Here is a 14,304-nt window from a genome sequence, read left to right on the forward strand (position 1 = left end):
CGGCGCCCTGCGCGAGCGCCTCGGGCCACCCCGCGGGCGCCGCGCCCGAGGCGGCGGCCGCGGCCCCGGCGCTCAGGGCGCGGCGCGTCAGCGCGGGCGCGTCGGGACGGGAGTCGGGCATGGAGGGGCGGAGGGGGGCGCCCCTGATATGCGCCGGCGCCCCCGCGCTCGCCAGGGCTCAGTCGCCCGCGGGCGGCTCCCCGAACGCCGCCGAGTACTCGCGGTCGTAGCACGACGGGCAGATGCCGTGCGTGAACCGCGTGTCGGTGTGGCGCGAGATGTAGTTCTCCACCGAGTCCCACCGCCCCTCGTCGTCGCGGATGCGGCGGCAGTACGAGCAGATCGCCAGCAGCTCGCGCAGCGTGCGCACCTCCGCCAGCGCGGTGCGCAGCTCCTCGAGCAGCCCGTCGCGCTCCACCTCGGCGGCGCGGCGCTCGGTGACGTCGCGCGCGACCGAGAAGATCACCCCCGCCCCGACGTCGGGCGTCGCGTTCCAGAGCAGCCAGCGGTACGAGCCGTCGCGGCAACGGTAGCGGTTCTCGAACAGGCGCGCCTGCCCGCCGCCCCGCACCGCGCGGTTCTGCGCCAGCGTGCGCGCGCGGTCGTCCTCGTGCACCCAGTCCAGGAACGGGCGCGACATCAGCTCGGCGCGCGTCCAGCCGAGCGCCCGCTCCCACGAGGGGCTCAGTCGTCGGAAGTAGCCGTCGAAGCCGAGGCAGCAGAGCAGGTCCACCGAGACGTCGAAGAAGCGCTCCTCCAGCTCGCTCGCCGCCCGGCAGGCGCCGCCGGCGCGCAGCGCGACGTCGAGCCGCACGCGCAGGTCGCGCTCGGCGAGCGGCCGCAGCACGAACCCCGGCGGCTCGACCGTCGCCAGCCGCGCGAGCGAGGCGTCGTCGCGCTCGTCGACCACGAACAGCGTCGGCACGACCCAGCGGCGCCGGATCTCGGTCGCGACCGCGAAGGCGTCGGGGGTGCCGCCGATGGCGGCGTCCATCACCAGCGCCGACGGCACCGCGGCCTCGGTCTGCGCGAGCGCGTCGCGCGCCGACGACGCCACCCCCGCGACGCCGTGCCCGAGCCCCGCGACGCGGGCGACCAGCTCCGCGGCCAGGTGGGGGTCGGCGGTGGCGACGAGGATGCGGGTGGGGGGCATGCGGCGGGGTGGGGGGGCGGCGGCGGGGCGCGAAAGCTACCCGCCCCCGGGCGACGCCGCCCCTCCCCCGCCCGTCACGAACGCCTCAGCCGGTCCAGAGCGCGTCGCGCGGGGTCAGGCGGAGCGCCCGGCGAGTCGGCACCCAGCTCGCCGCCAGGACCAGCCCCACGATCGACGCCGACACGAGCACCGCCGCGGCGACCGTCAGCGTGGCGCTCACCGGCACGTAGTGGCGGAGCAGCAGCCCGAGCGCGCCCAGCGCCGGCGCGGCCAGCAGCGTCCCCACGACGAGCTGCCGCCCGCCCTGCAGGAGGATCAGCCGCGCGACGCGCCCGTCGGTCGCGCCCAGCGCGCGCCGCAGCCCGATCTCGCGCGTCCGCGCGCCGATCGCGCGCGACATCAGCCCGTACGTCCCGACCAGCGCCAGCACCAGCGCGAACGCGAAGCACGCGGTGAACAGCCGCGTCACCGACACCGCGATCAGCCCCATCTTGCGCAGCGACTCGGCGAACGGCTGCACGCCGTCGGGGACGAGCAGCGGGTCCGCGGCCCCGAACGCCTGCACCATCGCCAGGCGCGCCGCCGTCTCGGTGGTGCGCCAGCGCGCCAGCACCGCGGCGTAGTCGTGGTCGCCCTGTAGCAGCGGGACGTAGATCGCGTCGGCGCTGCGGTCTCGCGCCAGCGGGTTGCCGTGCGGCACGTCGCTCACCACGCCGACGACGGTGCGGTAGGTCGCGGTGTCGCCGGCGCCGGCGCCGGCCAGGCGCAGCTGCTCCCCCACCGGCGACCGGCCGCCCCAGTGCCGCCGCGCCAGGGCGCGGCTGACCACCGCGACCGGCGCCCGCGACGCGTCGTCGGCGGCGCCGAGCGCGCGCCCCTCCAGCACCTCCACGCCGATCGTGCGCAGGTCGCCCAGCGACGCCTCGACGTGCGCGGTGGGGAGCAGCTCGGGGGTGCGCGCGGCGCCGCGGCGCGCGAGGCGGCCGCGGGCCGTGCGCGCCTCGCCGAGCGGACGCCGCAGCAGCACGTCGCCGAGCGCCCCCTGCTCGGCGACGCGCGCCCGCACGTCGCGGTACAGCCCCGCGCGCGCGGCGGCCGTCGGGTAGCGCGCGTCGGGCGGGAGCACCCCGCCCTGCAGCAGCCGCGCCGGGTCGAAGCCCGGGTCGATGGTCACGACGCGGTGCGCCACCACGCCCGCCATCACGCCGAAGAACATCAGCACCGTCACCGTCGTCACCTGCACCGCGACCAGCGCGCGCGACAGACGCCCGGCGCGCCGCGCGCCGCCGCGCGCGCCGCCGTCCTGCATCGCCGCCCGCACGTCGAGGCGGCGCGTGCGCAGCGCGGCCACCGCGCCCAGCGACGCGATCGCGACGGTCACGAACGCGCCGGCGCCGAGCAGCGTCACGTGGTCGAGGCGCCACACCCACCAGAACGCGAGGTTGTCGGGGATGTTGGCCTGCGTCCAGCGCGTGATCCCCTCCAGCCCCCACGCGGCGCCCGCCGTCCCGACCACCCCGCCGGCGAGGCACAGGAGCACCGTCTCCCACATCCCCTGCACCACCAGCCGCCCCGCCGTCGCGCCGAGCGCGAGGCGCACCGCGGTCTCGCGCACCCGCTCGTCGGCGCGCGCGAGCAGCAGGTTGGTCACGTTCACCAGCGCGAGCAGCAGGATGAGCCCGGCCACGAGGTTGAGCAGCGCGAACACGAGCGCGCGCTCCTCGCCGATCTGCGCCGAGGGCAGCGTCTCGACCGCCGCGTCCACCACGCCCGCGCGCGCCGACGTGTCGCGCGCCGCCTGCGCGCGCCGCAGCACGGTCGCCACCTCGGCGGCCGCCGTCGCGTGCGAGGCGCCCGGCGCCAGCCTCCCGACGAGGCGCACCGACGCGAGCCCCGCCGTCGCGCGCCCCGGCGCGTCGGCCGGGAGCGGGAGCCACGCCTCGGACGCGACCGGGAAGCCGAACCCCTCGGGCATGACGCCGACCACGCGCGTCTCGGCGCCGTTCAGCGGCACGCGCCGCCCGACCACCCCCGGGTCGCCGCCGAACGCCGCCTGCCAGATGCGGTACGACAGCACGAGCACCGGCTCCGCCCCCGGCTCGGCGTCGGCGGGGACGAGCGGGCGGCCGAGCAGCGCCGGCGTGCGGGCGACGGCGAACAGCACCGGGTCGGCGACCGTGCCGTCGATCGCGCGCCGGTCGCCGTCGCGCCCCACGACGAGCGCGCGGCCGGTGAAGGCGCCGAGCTGGCGCACCGACCGCACCGACGCGGCGAGGGCGGCGACGTCCGCGAGGTCGGTCCCCGTGAGGCGCCCGTCGACCACGGGGTCGACGCGGACGATGCGCGCCCCCTCGTCGAGCGGGACGGGGCGCAGCATCGCCGTGTAGAGGAACGAGAAGGTGAACGTGCTCAGCCCGATCCCGCCCGCGAGCACGAGGACGGTGAGCAGCGTGAAGCCGGGGCTCCGCAGGAGCAGGCGGAGCGCGTAGCGGACGTCCTGGAGGCGCGGCATCGGCGGGCGCGTGGCGGGATGGCGGAGGCGTTCGTGCAGGCGCTCGCGCGCCCCGCCCGCGAGGGCGGACGCGAGCTCGCGCGCGACGAGGCGCAGGGGGAGGCGCCCGTCGCGATCGCGCGCCGCCGCGACCCGGTCGGCGAGGGTGAGGCGCATCTCGTCGCCCCAGCGCGCGCGGAAGTGCGCGGGGAAGGCGCGCAGCGCGACGTCGTACGCGCGGGCCCACCACGCGGTCCCGCTCACGGCGCCTCCGGCAGCAGCCGCGCGGCGCGCGCGCCGTCGACCAGCGCGGCCATCCGGCGCGCCTCGGCGGCCGCGGCGGCGCGGCCGGCGGGGGTGATCGCGTGGTAGCGGCGCCGGTCGTCCTCCCCCGGCGGCGTCCGGGCCTCGGTCACGTGTCCCTGCTCCGCCAGCCGCTGCAGCGCGCGGTAGAGCGTCCCGGTCTCGAGGGTGGCGCCGTCGCCGGCGCGCGCCTCGATGTCGAGGATGATGGCGTAGCCGTGCCGCGCCCCCCCGGCCAGGGACAGGAGGATCTCGAACTCGATCGGTCGCATGGCACCGACTACGTGTGCCGCGCAGATAGGTTTCGCGTCGGCCTCGGGCCCTCGCGGACGCCGCGCGCCCCCGGTAGCGTGGGGCATGCCGACCCCCCGGTCCCGCCGCGCCGCGCTCGCGGCCTGCCTGCTCCTGGCGCCCCTCGCCGGCTGCGCCGGGCGCCGCCCCGCGCCCGCCGGCGGCGCCGACGCGCCGCCGCTACGCGTGATGACCTTCAACATCCGCCTCGACCTGGCGAGCGACGGCCCCAACGCGTGGCCGAACCGCAAGGACTGGGTGCCCGCGCTGATCCGCTTCCACGGCGCCGACGCGGTCGGCGTGCAGGAGGCGCTGCACCGGCAGCTGCTCGACCTCGACGCGCGGCTGCCGGGATGGGCGCGCGTCGGCGTCGGGCGCGCCGACGGGCGCGAGGGGGGCGAGTACAGCGCGATCCTCTACCGCGCCGACCGGCTGGAGGCGCTGGCCAGCGGCACGTTCTGGCTCTCCCCCACCCCGGAGGCGCCGGGGAGCAAGGGGTGGGACGCGGCGATCGAGCGCGTGGCGACGTGGGCCCGCTTCCGCGACCGGCGCACGGGGTGCGAGCACCTGCACCTCAACACGCACTTCGACCACGTCGGCGAGACGGCGCGGCAGGAGAGCGCGCGGCTGATCCGCCGGCGCCTCGACTCGCTGGCGCGCGGGCTGCCGGTCGTCGTCACCGGCGACCTGAACTCGAACCCGCGCAGCGTCGGCTACCGCATCTTCACGCGCGACACCGTCGCCGGCACCCGCGGCCCGCTGCTCGACGCCTTCGCGGTCAGCCGCGACCCGCACTACGGCCCGACCTCCACCTGGCAGGCGTTCAGGGCGCTGGAGCCCGAGCAGCGGATCGACTACGTGCTCGTCTCGCCGGACGTCGCGGTGCGCTCGCACGGCATCCTCCCCGACAGCTGGGACGGGCGCTTCCCCTCCGACCACCTGCCGGTGCTGGCCGCGCTGGCGATCCCCTGCCGCCGATGACGATCTCCCGACGCCTCGCGACCGCGCTCGCCCTCGTCCTGCTCGCCCCCGCGCCCCTGGCCGCGCAGACGGCCGCCGACTCGGCGGCGATCCGCCGCACCGCGCTCGACTACATCGAGGGGTGGTTCGCCGGCGACTCGGCGCGCATGCGGCGCGCGCTGCACCCCGACCTGGCCAAGCGCGCGGTCATGGTCGACGACCAGGGGCGCCAGTTCGTCGACCTGCAGTCGGCGAGCATGCTCACGCGCGCGGCGGGCTTCGGCTTCGGCACGCGGCTGCCGGCGGCGCAGCGCTGGTCGCACGTGCAGATCCTCGACGTCGACGGCGACCTCGCGTCGGTGAAGCTGCACTCGACGCAGCTCGTCGACTACATGCACCTCGTGCGGTGGGAGGGCGGCTGGCGGATCCTCAACGTGCTGTGGGCGGTGCGCCCGGCCGACCGCCCGCGGCCGACCCGCTGACCGCCGCCACCACCTCGGCGATGCGCGCGGCGTCCGTGACCACGCGCGAGAACTCGTCGGGGACGTACGGCTTCGAGACCCCGACGCCGGCGCGGCGGTAGCGCATCCCGCTCCCCACGCGCTCGGCGCCGCGCACGTGCACCTCGCGCACCCCGCTCGCCGCCACCACGGCGCCCACGTTCGCCGCCGTCAGCCCGCCGCCGGCGAGGACGGTGAGCCGTCCGGCGGCCCGCCGCACGAGCGCGCCGAGCGCCGCGGCGCCTTCCGGCGCGGTCGGCGCGCCCCCCGAGGTCAGCACGCGGTCGATCCCGAGCGCCACCAGCGCGTCGAGCGCCTCGTCGGCATGGCGCGCGGCGTCGAAGGCGCGGTGGAACGTCACCGCCAGCGCCCGCGCGGCGTCGAGCAGCGCGCGCACGGCGCCGGCGTCCACGCGCCCGGCGGGGGTGAGCGCGCCGACCACGACGCCGTCGGCGCCGAGCCGGCGCGCCTCGGCCACGTCGCGCCGCATCACCGCCAGCTCCTCGGCGTCGTGCAGGAAGTCGCCGCCGCGCGGGCGCACGATGACGAACAGCGGGATGCGCAGCCGCTCGCGTGCCGTGGCGATCGTCCCCGCGCTCGGCGTCGTCCCCCCCTCGACGAGGTTCGCGCACAGCTCCACGCGCCCCGCGCCGCCCGCCTCGGCGGCCGCGGCCGACGCCACCGTGTCCACGCACGCCTCGACGAGGATGTCGGTCATCCCCGCACTCTAACGTGCTCCCCGGCCGCCGCGTATGATCCGCCCCAGCGCACGCCGACTCCCCTCAGGCCCCCGCCCCGTGTCCGTCTCCCGCCGCGACTTCCTCGGCGCCGCCGCGACCAGCGCCGCCGGCGCCGCCCTCGCCCGCCCCGCCGCCGCGATGCCGTGGGTCACGGTGTCGGAGCGCACGCCGCCCGCGCCGGCGGCGGCGGCGCGCCCCGTCGTGGTCTCGTCCGACAACGGGCTGACCGCCGACGCGTCCGGGAAGCGCGGGATCCAGGTCGCGTACGACCTGCTCGCGCGCGGCGGCGACCCGCTCGACGCGATCATCGCCGGCGTGAACGTCGTCGAGCTGAACCCCGAGGACCAGAGCGTCGGCCTCGGCGGGCTGCCCAACGAGGAGGGCGTCGTGCAGCTCGACGCGAGCTGCATGCACGGGCCGACCAAGCGCGCCGGCTCGGTGGCGTGCCTGGAGCGCATCGCCACGCCGTCGCTGGTGGCCAAGGCGATCATGGACCACACCGACCACGTGCACCTGGTGGGCGCCGACGCGCTGCGCTTCGCGCGCCGCATGGGGTTCGCCGAGCAGGAGCTGCTGACCGAGAAGAGCCGCGAGGCGTGGCTGCGGTGGAAGCGCGACCCGACGTGGCCGGGGATGTGGGTGGACACGCGCCCCCGGGCCGGCACGCGCACGGGCGCGGCCTTCCAGCCCGCCCACACCTACGCCGCCGACGGGTCGCTCGCCGCGACGACGGGGACGATCAACATGAACGCCGTGACCGCGGGCGGCGACGTGGCGAGCGTCACCACGACCAGCGGCATGGCGTGGAAGATCGCCGGCCGCGTCGGCGACTCGCCGATCATCGGCGCCGGCCAGTACTGCGACAACACGGTGGGCGCCGCCGGCTCGACCGGGCGCGGCGAGGCGAACATCAAGGTGTGCGGCGCCTTCCTCGCGGTCGAGTTCATGCGCCAGGGGATGAGCCCCGAGTCGGCGCTCATCAAGGTGATGGAGCGCGTGCTGGCGATGACCGAGTCGCGGCTGCTCGACGACCGCGGACGCCCGTACTTCGACCTCGAGTTCTACGCGCTGCACAAGGACGGGCGCGTCGCCGGCGCCAGCGCGTACCAGGGGAGCCGCTACGCCGTGGCCGACGCCGCGGGGGCGCGCCACGTGGACTGCGCCTACCTGTTCAGGCGCGAGGAGCGCCCCGCCCCGCGTCAGGCGCCGCGGCGGTAGCCCGGTCCCGGCGCGGCACGCCGTCCCACCGCTCCCCCGACGCCAGCTCGCGCGTCGGGGCGGTCTGCGCCGCGCCCCCGTCGTCGCCCCGCTCCGCGCGTTCCGCACGCTGCGCGAGCCAGAGCGAGCCGCCCGACATGACGGCGCCGAACACCGCGGCCATCACCATGTCGCCGTCGATCTCGCGCCACGCCACCAGCTCGCCGCCGGTGAGCAGGTTGATCGCCTGCAGGACGAGCGGGACGAACACCCCGGCGACCAGCGCGCCGACCAGCGCGAACCGCCCGACGCCGAGGTCGCGCACCCGCCGCCCGCGGTAGGCCAGGCGCAGGAACAGGGCGAACGCGGCGCCGACGACCCCGCCGCCGAAGCCGATCCGGATCGCCATCCCGAGCGCGTCGAGCCAGCCGATCTCCGGCGGGACGACGCCGACGAGGCGGAGGACGGGGAACGCCAGCAGCGCCAGCGCCCCCCACCCCGCGCCCCAGAGGACGCCGTTGCCCACGGCCGCCCGCAGCAGGCGGCCCCACTCGCTCCCTCGCATCCGACGCCTCCGGGCTTCGCTTTGTGATGCAAAGTAGCCGCCCGCCGCCGCGGCCGGGAGGGGCCTTCCCCAACGGCGGTCCGGGATGCTGCGTTGCCTCTGGCGGACCTTCCGCGCGTCTCACCCCACCGGCCCCCCACCATGCCCCGTCTCCTCCCTGCCGCGCTGGCGCTCGCCGCCGTCGCGTCGGTCGCCCCCGCCCAGTCCGCCGACCGCCTGAACCCCGTCATCGCGGTCCAGGAGAAGGGGCAGCCGGTCTTCGGAATCTCGCACCCGATGATCGTCCGCCGCGCGATGCGCCCGGGCGGGCCCGGCGGCCCCGGCGCCGCCCCCGTCGCGACCCCGGCCGCCGCCCCGGCGCCGCAGGCCGAGATCGTCCTCGCCGACGTCGCGAAGGAGACCGTCGGGTACAGGCGCGCCGACTTCCTGTTCACCGGCGCCAGCTCGGACACCTTCCTCAAGTACCTCGAGGAGCTCCGCGCCGCCGGCGGCTCGGTGCGCACGCACCCGTTCTCCTCGAAGATCGGGATCTGGCACGAGGACTCGGCGGGCGTGCAGCGCGCCATCGTGCGCCAGCTCAACGCGGGGCTCGTGAACCTGTCGCTGGAGGAGGTCGAGTCGCCCGACGAGGTGCGCGCCGTCATCAAGGCCATGCGCTTCGCCTCGGCGGGCGGGACGCGCCCCGACACCGGGCTCGCCGCCGCGGCGGCCTACTGGGGGCTGCCGGTCGCGCAGTACAAGGCGAAGGCCGACGTCTGGCCGACGAACCCCAAGGGGGAGCTCTTCCTCAGCGTGATCATCGAGAGCGAGGCCGGGATCGCGCGCGCGCGCGAGATCGCCGCGACGCCGGGCGTCGGGCAGGTGTTCATCGGCTACGGCACGCTGGGCATGGTGTTCAAGGGCGACACCGCGAAGCGCGAGCAGGCGGCGGCCACGATCCTCGCCGCGTGCAAGGCGGCGAACGTGCCGTGCGGCTTCCCGACCAACAACCCGGCGGAGATGGAGCGCCGCTACGCCGAGGGGTGGCGCGTGTTCATCCAGCAGCGTCGCGACGAGAACGGGATGGGCGCGATCGAGACGGGGCGGAAGCTCGGTGGTCGGCAGTAGCCGCCCGCGCGCCGGCGGTCTTCACCCGCCCGTCACCAGCGCGTGGTGAAGATCGCCGAGCCGCAGCTCCCGAAGCGCGTGAACTCCGGCGGCCCCGTGCCGCCGGGGTAGAACTCGAAGGCGATCACGTCGTCCACGCGCAGGAACTGGTCGAGCTCCCGCACGTCCGCCCACAGCGGGTACGGCGTCCGGTCGACCCACACGAGCGGCAGGCAGAGCGCCACGCCCAGCACGCTCGCGACGCCGCGCACGCGCAGCAGGTCGACGTCGCGCTGCATGACCGGGTCGAACGAGGTCACGAGCGACGCGCCCGGCACCTGGCGGAACAGGTCCGACGCGCGCGTCGCGCCGGTGCGGCGGAGCCGCAGCGAGTCGAACGCCGTCCCGGCCCCGATGCTCTTGCGCCGGAACGCGAACTCGCCCAGCCGCCGCGCGACGGGGTTGTCGCGCGTCGCGCGCACGCGGATGGTGTCGAGCAGCGCCCGCGTCGACTGCAGCCGCACCTCGACCGGCTCGCCGTCGGCGGGGCGCGCCTCGACGACGCGCTCCTCCGGCACGTAGCCCACCGCGCGCACGACCAGCATCCGCGTCCCCGCGGGCGCGCCGTCGAGTCGGAAGGCGCCGCCGGCGTCCGTGCGCGCGGGCGGCGCGCCGGCGACCGTCGCGACCGCGTTGGCGATCGGCGCCCCCTCGGCGGTGCGCACGGCGCCGAGGACGAGCCCCGTGGTCCCCGCCGGCGCCACGCGCAGGTCGCGGCGCAGCACGCCCGCCGGCGGGAGGGTGAGGCGCAGCGCGTCGGTGCTGTCCGCCCCGCGACGGCCGTGCAGCACGACGTCGCCGCCCGCCGGGAGGTCGCACAGCGCGAACCAGCCGTCCTCCCCCACCGCGGCGCGCCGCTCGACGGGTCCGCGGGAGAAGCCGCGGTCCAGCCGGAACTCGTACCAGCGCGCGACCACCGCCGCCGGATCGGCGCCGGCGCCGCCGTCGCGGCGCAGCCACCCGATCACCGCCACCGTCGTGGCCGCGGTCGCCGCCGTGTCCGCGCCGCCGCAGTGCAGCGCGCGCGCCGCCCGCGCGGTCGGCCCGGCGAGCGTCACCGTCGAGTCGCCCCCCTCGGCGAGCGTCACCGGGCGCGTCACGTCGGCGAGGCCGAAGGCGTCGAGGCGCGCATGCGTGAAGCCGAGCAGGTAGCGCCCCGCCGCCAGCCCGGCGAAGTCGAAGCGCCCCGCCGAGTCGGAGCGCGCGCCGGCGGGCGGCGAGGCGGCGCGCGCGGCGTCGAGCAGCTGCGCGTCGGCGCCGGCGATCAGCGCGTCGAGCGCGCTGTCGAGCACCACGCCCGAGAGGCGCGCGCCCTGCGCCGCGGCCGGTCGCGCGGCGAGAAGGGCCGGCAGGAGCACGAGCGCGACGCGACGGGGCACGCGGTGGGGGGGGCACGAGGAGGGGGACCGGGGCCGCCTGCGCCCGGTCCCCCCATTGTACGCCGGCGCGCGGCGCCGGTCGGTTCACCTTCTGTTTCAGGGAACCGTCGGAGATTTCACCGTCGGGTAGGTGATCCCGAGCTGCTCCAGGTACGACTTGTACTTCTTCGAGTCGTAGTAGTACTTGCGCATCTCCGGGCGGTACTGCGCCATGATGTCGGCGTTGAGCCAGATCGGCGGCTGGTCCGTGGCAGCGATGAACGGCTTGTACTTGACCGTCTTGGTCTGCACGTCGTTGAAGTACGACCAGGCGTCGGTGACGATCTGCGGCGTCATCATCAGGTCGAGGATCGTCATCGCCTGCACCTTCGCGCCGGCCACCACGCCCTTGTGCGCGATCGGCGTCGCCATGGCGATCGAGTTCGCCCAGTTGTGCCCCGGCGTCCCCGGGATGTTCGACGGGTAGCGCAGCGTGATCGTCGGGACGTTCCAGCTCACGTCGCCGATGTCGTCCGAGCCGCCGCCCATGCGCGTCGCCTCGTTGACCGGGCCGCCGAGGCGGCCGGGCCGCCTGCTGAGGCCACTGTCCGGCGAGCCGAGCTCGCGCTGCAGCCCCTTGGCGAGCGCCTGGTCCTTCTCGTCCCACGTCGGCATGCCGACGGTCTGGATGTTCTGGTACATCGCCTCGGCGACCGGGCGGTTGAAGTGCCCGCTCCACCCCGAGCCGATCATCTGGATCGTGTCGACCTGCGTGTTCGTGAGCATCGCGGCGCCCTGCGCCATCGTCTTCGCGGTCTCGAACAGCGCCAGCGTCCTCGGGTAGTCGCGCTCGCGGAAGTAGAACCAGATGCTCGCCGTGCTGGGCACGACGTTCGGCTGGTCGCCGCCGTCGGGGATCACGTAGTGCGACCGCTGCGGGAGCTCGAGGTGCTCGCGCTTCATGTCCCACCCCATCCCCATCATCATCACCGCGTCGAGCGCGCTGCGCCCGCGCCAGGGCTGTCCGGCCGAGTGCGCGCTGGTCCCCTTGAACTTGAAGAGGGCCGAGATGAGGGCGTTGCTCCCCGACTGCCCCCACGACACGCCGAGGTCGTTGCTGACGTGCGTGAAGAGCGTGACGTCCACGTCCTTGAACACGCCGGCGCGCACGAGGAACGCCTTGCCGGCCATCTGCTCCTCGGCGACGCCGGGCCACAGCACGAGCGTCCCCTGCAGCTTTTCGCGCTGCATGATCTCCTTGACCACGAGCGCCGCGGCGACGTTGAGCGGCATCCCGGAGTTGTGCCCCTCGCCGTGCCCGGGCGCGCCCTGCACGGTGATCGGGTCGCGGTAGGCGACGCCCGGCTTGCTCGTGGCCTGCGGGATCCCGTCGATGTCGGAGCCGAGCGAGATGACCGGCTTCCCCGAGCCCCAGCGGGCGACGAACGCGGTCGGGATGCCGGCGACGCCGCGCTCCACCTTGAAGCCGTTCTGCTCGAGGATCCCGGTCAGGTACTTGGAGGTCTCGACCTCCTGGAACCCGAGCTCCCCGTAGGAGAAGACCTGGTCGACCATCTCCTGGATCAGCTTCGCGCGCTCGTCGATCTTCTTCGCCGCCTCGGCCTTGAGCGCCGCCAGGCGGGCGTCGGTCGGGTAGCGGTACTTGAGCGAGTCGGCGGCGGTCGCGGCGCGCGCCGAGTCGCGCTGCTGCGCGGCGGCGGTGCCGGGGAGCAGCGACGCCGCGGCCAGCGCGAGGGCGAGCAGGGGCGCGACGGCGAGGCGCCGGGCGGGGGCGGGGCGAGGAGGCAAGCGGGCTCCGGGACGGCGGTGGCGGTGGCGGCCGGCGTCGCGTCGTCGAGCAGCACCACGCCCGGGCGCCGCGCGGGCGGGGCGTGCGCAAAGCTACGGCGGGGACATGCCCGCGCCAGCCTGCCGGCCCGCCGCCCGCGCCACGACCACGGTGACGTTGTCGCGCCCCCCCTGCTCCAGCGCCTCCTGCACCAGCGCCTCGCACGCCGCGGCCGCGTCGGGCGCCGCGGCCAGCAGCTCGGCGATGCGCGCGTCGGCGACGTGCTTGGTGAGCCCGTCGGTGCAGAGCAGCAGCGCGTCGCCGGGCTCCAGGTCGAGCACCCCCACGGCCGGCGCGATGTCGTGCCCCACCGCGCTCGCCAGGATGTCGTCCAGCCCGCGCCGCGCCGCCTGCTCCTCCGTCACCAGCCCGCCGTCGACGGCCAGCGCCCCCATCGTCTGGTCGGCGGTGAAGCGGCGGATCCGCCCGCGCCGCAGCAGGTAGCCGCGGCTGTCGCCGACGTGCACGACGTAGGCGCGCGGCCAGACGAGCGTCACCATCGTGAACGTCGTCGCGGGGCCCCGCTGCCCGCCGTAGGTCGCGACGAGCCGCTCGTGCGCGCGCTCCACCCCCGCCGTCAGCCGGTCGATGAACGCCTGCTCGGCCACGGCGTCGTCGCCCTGGTAGCAGCGCGCCGCCTCGGCGAGGTACTCGACCATCGTGCCGATCGCGACGCGGCTGGCGGCGTCGCCCGCGTCGCGCCCGGCGACGCCGTCGGCGGCGATGAAGACGTGCGCGTCGGGGCGGGCCAGCCGGGCGGCGAGCCCGTCGTCCTCGACGTTCGTCTGCACGATGCGCGCGCCCTGGCGCAGCGTGGCGATGGCGAAGCGGTCCTCGTTGCGCTCGCGCACGCGCCCGACGTGCGACGTGCCGTGGCAGTCGACGCCGGGGGCGGCGTCGCGGGCCTTCTCAACTCCGAGCGGCGCCGACACGCAGCACCTCCGTGGCGATCCAGTGGAAGGCGTCGTCGACGCCGGCGCCGGTCTTGGCGCTGGTGCGGACGTGGGGCAGCCCGGCGCCGGGGAGCGCCGCCTCGTCGTCGCGCGTGAGCGCCCACTCCCCCGCGAGGTCGGCCTTGTTGAGCGCCACCAGCGACGGGACGTCGCCCACCGTCGCGCGCACGAGCGCCCGCAGCGACCGCAGCTGCTCGAACGTCGTGCGCCGCGTGCCGTCGGCGACGTACAGCACGGCGTGGGCGCCGCGCGTGTAGCTGGCCGGCACCTCGTTCTCCTCCGAGCGCCCCTCGATGTCCCACAGCAGCAGCGTCACCTCGACGCCGCCGACGGCGACGACCTTCCGGTCCAGCTTCACGCCGACGGTGCTGTGGTAGCGCTCCGTGAAGATCGAGTGGACGAACCGCTTCACCATGCTCGTCTTGCCGGTGCCCTGCACGCCCACCATGCACACCTTCTTCTGGATCATGGGTCGCGGTGGTTGGGACGCGCCTCGATCCCGAACGAGACGCTGCGGTTGAGCCGTGCGCGCTCCGCCGGGTCGGCGGCCGGCAGCGGACGCGTCGAGCTGAGGGCCTCCACGCCGTCGACCGTCGCCACGCCCAGCGGCGCCAGCGCGGCGCGCACCGCGTCGACGCGGCGGCGGCTCAGGTCGCGGTTCGTCGCCTCGCCCCCGCTGGCGTCGGTGCGCCCGGCGAGTGCGAGCGCCACGTCGAACCCGCGCGCGGCCGCCGCGCGGCGCAGCCAAGTCGGATCGTAGCCATGTCGTTCTGTGAGCCAAGGAGTTGAGACCACGAT

13 protein-coding genes and 1 pseudogene are annotated in these 14,304 nt (G+C 76.3%); 4 read left to right on the plus strand and 10 right to left on the minus strand.

Features of this window, described 5'->3' with window-relative positions; translation table 11 throughout:
- Positions 1 to 178: 178 nt before the first annotated feature.
- From PYV61_RS10065 to PYV61_RS10075, 3 genes are all read right to left on the minus strand, one after another.
- The gene (locus PYV61_RS10065; protein ID WP_275830962.1) at positions 179 to 1,153 is read right to left on the minus strand and encodes a PAS domain S-box protein; all 975 of its coding nucleotides are present in this window, start codon (positions 1,151 to 1,153) and stop codon (positions 179 to 181) included.
- Positions 1,154 to 1,238: 85 nt separating this feature from the next.
- Positions 1,239 to 3,908 (minus strand): ABC transporter permease, encoded by a 2,670-nt coding sequence (locus PYV61_RS10070; RefSeq protein ID WP_275830964.1) that lies wholly within the window; start codon positions 3,906 to 3,908, stop codon positions 1,239 to 1,241.
- Positions 3,905 to 4,219, minus strand: coding sequence for a PadR family transcriptional regulator (locus tag PYV61_RS10075; RefSeq protein ID WP_275830966.1), 315 nt, complete (start codon positions 4,217 to 4,219; stop codon positions 3,905 to 3,907). Before PYV61_RS10075 ends, PYV61_RS10070 begins: the two co-directional genes overlap by 4 nt.
- Before the next feature lie 85 nt (positions 4,220 to 4,304).
- On the opposite strand from PYV61_RS10075, the gene PYV61_RS10080 reads away from it, so the two are divergent.
- Both PYV61_RS10080 and PYV61_RS10085 read left to right on the plus strand, forming a co-directional pair.
- Positions 4,305 to 5,219: an endonuclease/exonuclease/phosphatase family protein gene (locus PYV61_RS10080; protein ID WP_275830968.1), complete on the plus strand. Its 915-nt coding sequence runs from the start codon at positions 4,305 to 4,307 to the stop codon at positions 5,217 to 5,219.
- Entirely contained in the window at positions 5,216 to 5,680 is a 465-nt protein-coding gene (locus tag PYV61_RS10085; protein ID WP_275830970.1) for a nuclear transport factor 2 family protein, read from the plus strand. Before PYV61_RS10080 ends, PYV61_RS10085 begins: the two co-directional genes overlap by 4 nt.
- Here the strand turns inward: PYV61_RS10085 and PYV61_RS10090 are convergent.
- Positions 5,628 to 6,416, minus strand: a complete 789-nt coding sequence (locus PYV61_RS10090) for a copper homeostasis protein CutC (protein WP_275830972.1) — start codon at positions 6,414 to 6,416, stop codon at positions 5,628 to 5,630. The genes PYV61_RS10085 and PYV61_RS10090 overlap by 53 nt on opposite strands.
- A gap of 79 nt (positions 6,417 to 6,495) precedes the next feature.
- On the opposite strand from PYV61_RS10090, the gene PYV61_RS10095 reads away from it, so the two are divergent.
- Positions 6,496 to 7,656 (plus strand): N(4)-(beta-N-acetylglucosaminyl)-L-asparaginase, encoded by a 1,161-nt coding sequence (locus tag PYV61_RS10095; RefSeq protein ID WP_275830974.1) that lies wholly within the window; start codon positions 6,496 to 6,498, stop codon positions 7,654 to 7,656.
- On the opposite strand, the gene PYV61_RS10100 is transcribed toward PYV61_RS10095, so the two are convergent.
- On the minus strand, positions 7,610 to 8,200 hold the full coding sequence (locus PYV61_RS10100) for a hypothetical protein (protein WP_275830976.1): 591 nt from the start codon (positions 8,198 to 8,200) through the stop codon (positions 7,610 to 7,612). The genes PYV61_RS10095 and PYV61_RS10100 overlap by 47 nt on opposite strands.
- Positions 8,201 to 8,341: 141 nt before the next feature.
- On the opposite strand from PYV61_RS10100, the gene PYV61_RS10105 reads away from it, so the two are divergent.
- Positions 8,342 to 9,307 carry an aldolase/citrate lyase family protein gene (locus PYV61_RS10105; protein WP_275830978.1) on the plus strand — a complete coding sequence of 322 codons (966 nt, stop codon included), beginning with the start codon at positions 8,342 to 8,344 and terminating at the stop codon, positions 9,305 to 9,307.
- A gap of 32 nt (positions 9,308 to 9,339) precedes the next feature.
- On the opposite strand, the gene PYV61_RS10110 is transcribed toward PYV61_RS10105, so the two are convergent.
- From PYV61_RS10110 to PYV61_RS10130, 5 genes and pseudogenes are all read right to left on the minus strand, one after another.
- Complete coding sequence (locus tag PYV61_RS10110) at positions 9,340 to 10,725, minus strand: carboxypeptidase-like regulatory domain-containing protein (RefSeq protein ID WP_275830980.1); 1,386 nt, start codon at positions 10,723 to 10,725, stop codon at positions 9,340 to 9,342.
- 96 nt (positions 10,726 to 10,821) lie between these two features.
- The gene (locus tag PYV61_RS10115) at positions 10,822 to 12,513 is read right to left on the minus strand and encodes an amidohydrolase (protein WP_275830982.1); all 1,692 of its coding nucleotides are present in this window, start codon (positions 12,511 to 12,513) and stop codon (positions 10,822 to 10,824) included.
- A 93-nt stretch (positions 12,514 to 12,606) separates the two neighbouring features.
- The gene (locus PYV61_RS10120; RefSeq protein WP_275830984.1) at positions 12,607 to 13,485 is read right to left on the minus strand and encodes a protein phosphatase 2C domain-containing protein; all 879 of its coding nucleotides are present in this window, start codon (positions 13,483 to 13,485) and stop codon (positions 12,607 to 12,609) included.
- The gene (locus PYV61_RS10125) at positions 13,463 to 13,975 is read right to left on the minus strand and encodes a Rab family GTPase (RefSeq protein ID WP_275830986.1); all 513 of its coding nucleotides are present in this window, start codon (positions 13,973 to 13,975) and stop codon (positions 13,463 to 13,465) included. Before PYV61_RS10125 ends, PYV61_RS10120 begins: the two co-directional genes overlap by 23 nt.
- Positions 13,972 to 14,304 (minus strand): annotated as a pseudogene (locus tag PYV61_RS10130) (hypothetical protein); the annotation flags it as partial. The pseudogene PYV61_RS10130 and the gene PYV61_RS10125, both read right to left, overlap by 4 nt.

The organism is Roseisolibacter sp. H3M3-2 (genome assembly GCF_029211165.1).
Classification (GTDB): domain Bacteria; phylum Gemmatimonadota; class Gemmatimonadetes; order Gemmatimonadales; family Gemmatimonadaceae; genus Roseisolibacter.

Bases quoted from the DNA above. Each gene is read 5' to 3' on its own strand.
- PYV61_RS10065 (WP_275830962.1), bottom strand. From the start codon at position 1,153: ATGCCCCCCACCCGCATCCTCGTCGCCACCGCCGACCCCCACCTGGCC.
- PYV61_RS10075 (WP_275830966.1), bottom strand. From the start codon at position 4,219: ATGCGACCGATCGAGTTCGAGATCCTCCTGTCCCTGGCCGGGGGGGCG.
- PYV61_RS10080 (WP_275830968.1), top strand. From the start codon at position 4,305: ATGCCGACCCCCCGGTCCCGCCGCGCCGCGCTCGCGGCCTGCCTGCTC.
- PYV61_RS10085 (WP_275830970.1), top strand. From the start codon at position 5,216: ATGACGATCTCCCGACGCCTCGCGACCGCGCTCGCCCTCGTCCTGCTC.
- PYV61_RS10090 (WP_275830972.1), bottom strand. From the start codon at position 6,416: ATGACCGACATCCTCGTCGAGGCGTGCGTGGACACGGTGGCGTCGGCC.
- PYV61_RS10100 (WP_275830976.1), bottom strand. From the start codon at position 8,200: ATGCGAGGGAGCGAGTGGGGCCGCCTGCTGCGGGCGGCCGTGGGCAAC.
- PYV61_RS10105 (WP_275830978.1), top strand. From the start codon at position 8,342: ATGCCCCGTCTCCTCCCTGCCGCGCTGGCGCTCGCCGCCGTCGCGTCG.
- PYV61_RS10125 (WP_275830986.1), bottom strand. From the start codon at position 13,975: ATGATCCAGAAGAAGGTGTGCATGGTGGGCGTGCAGGGCACCGGCAAG.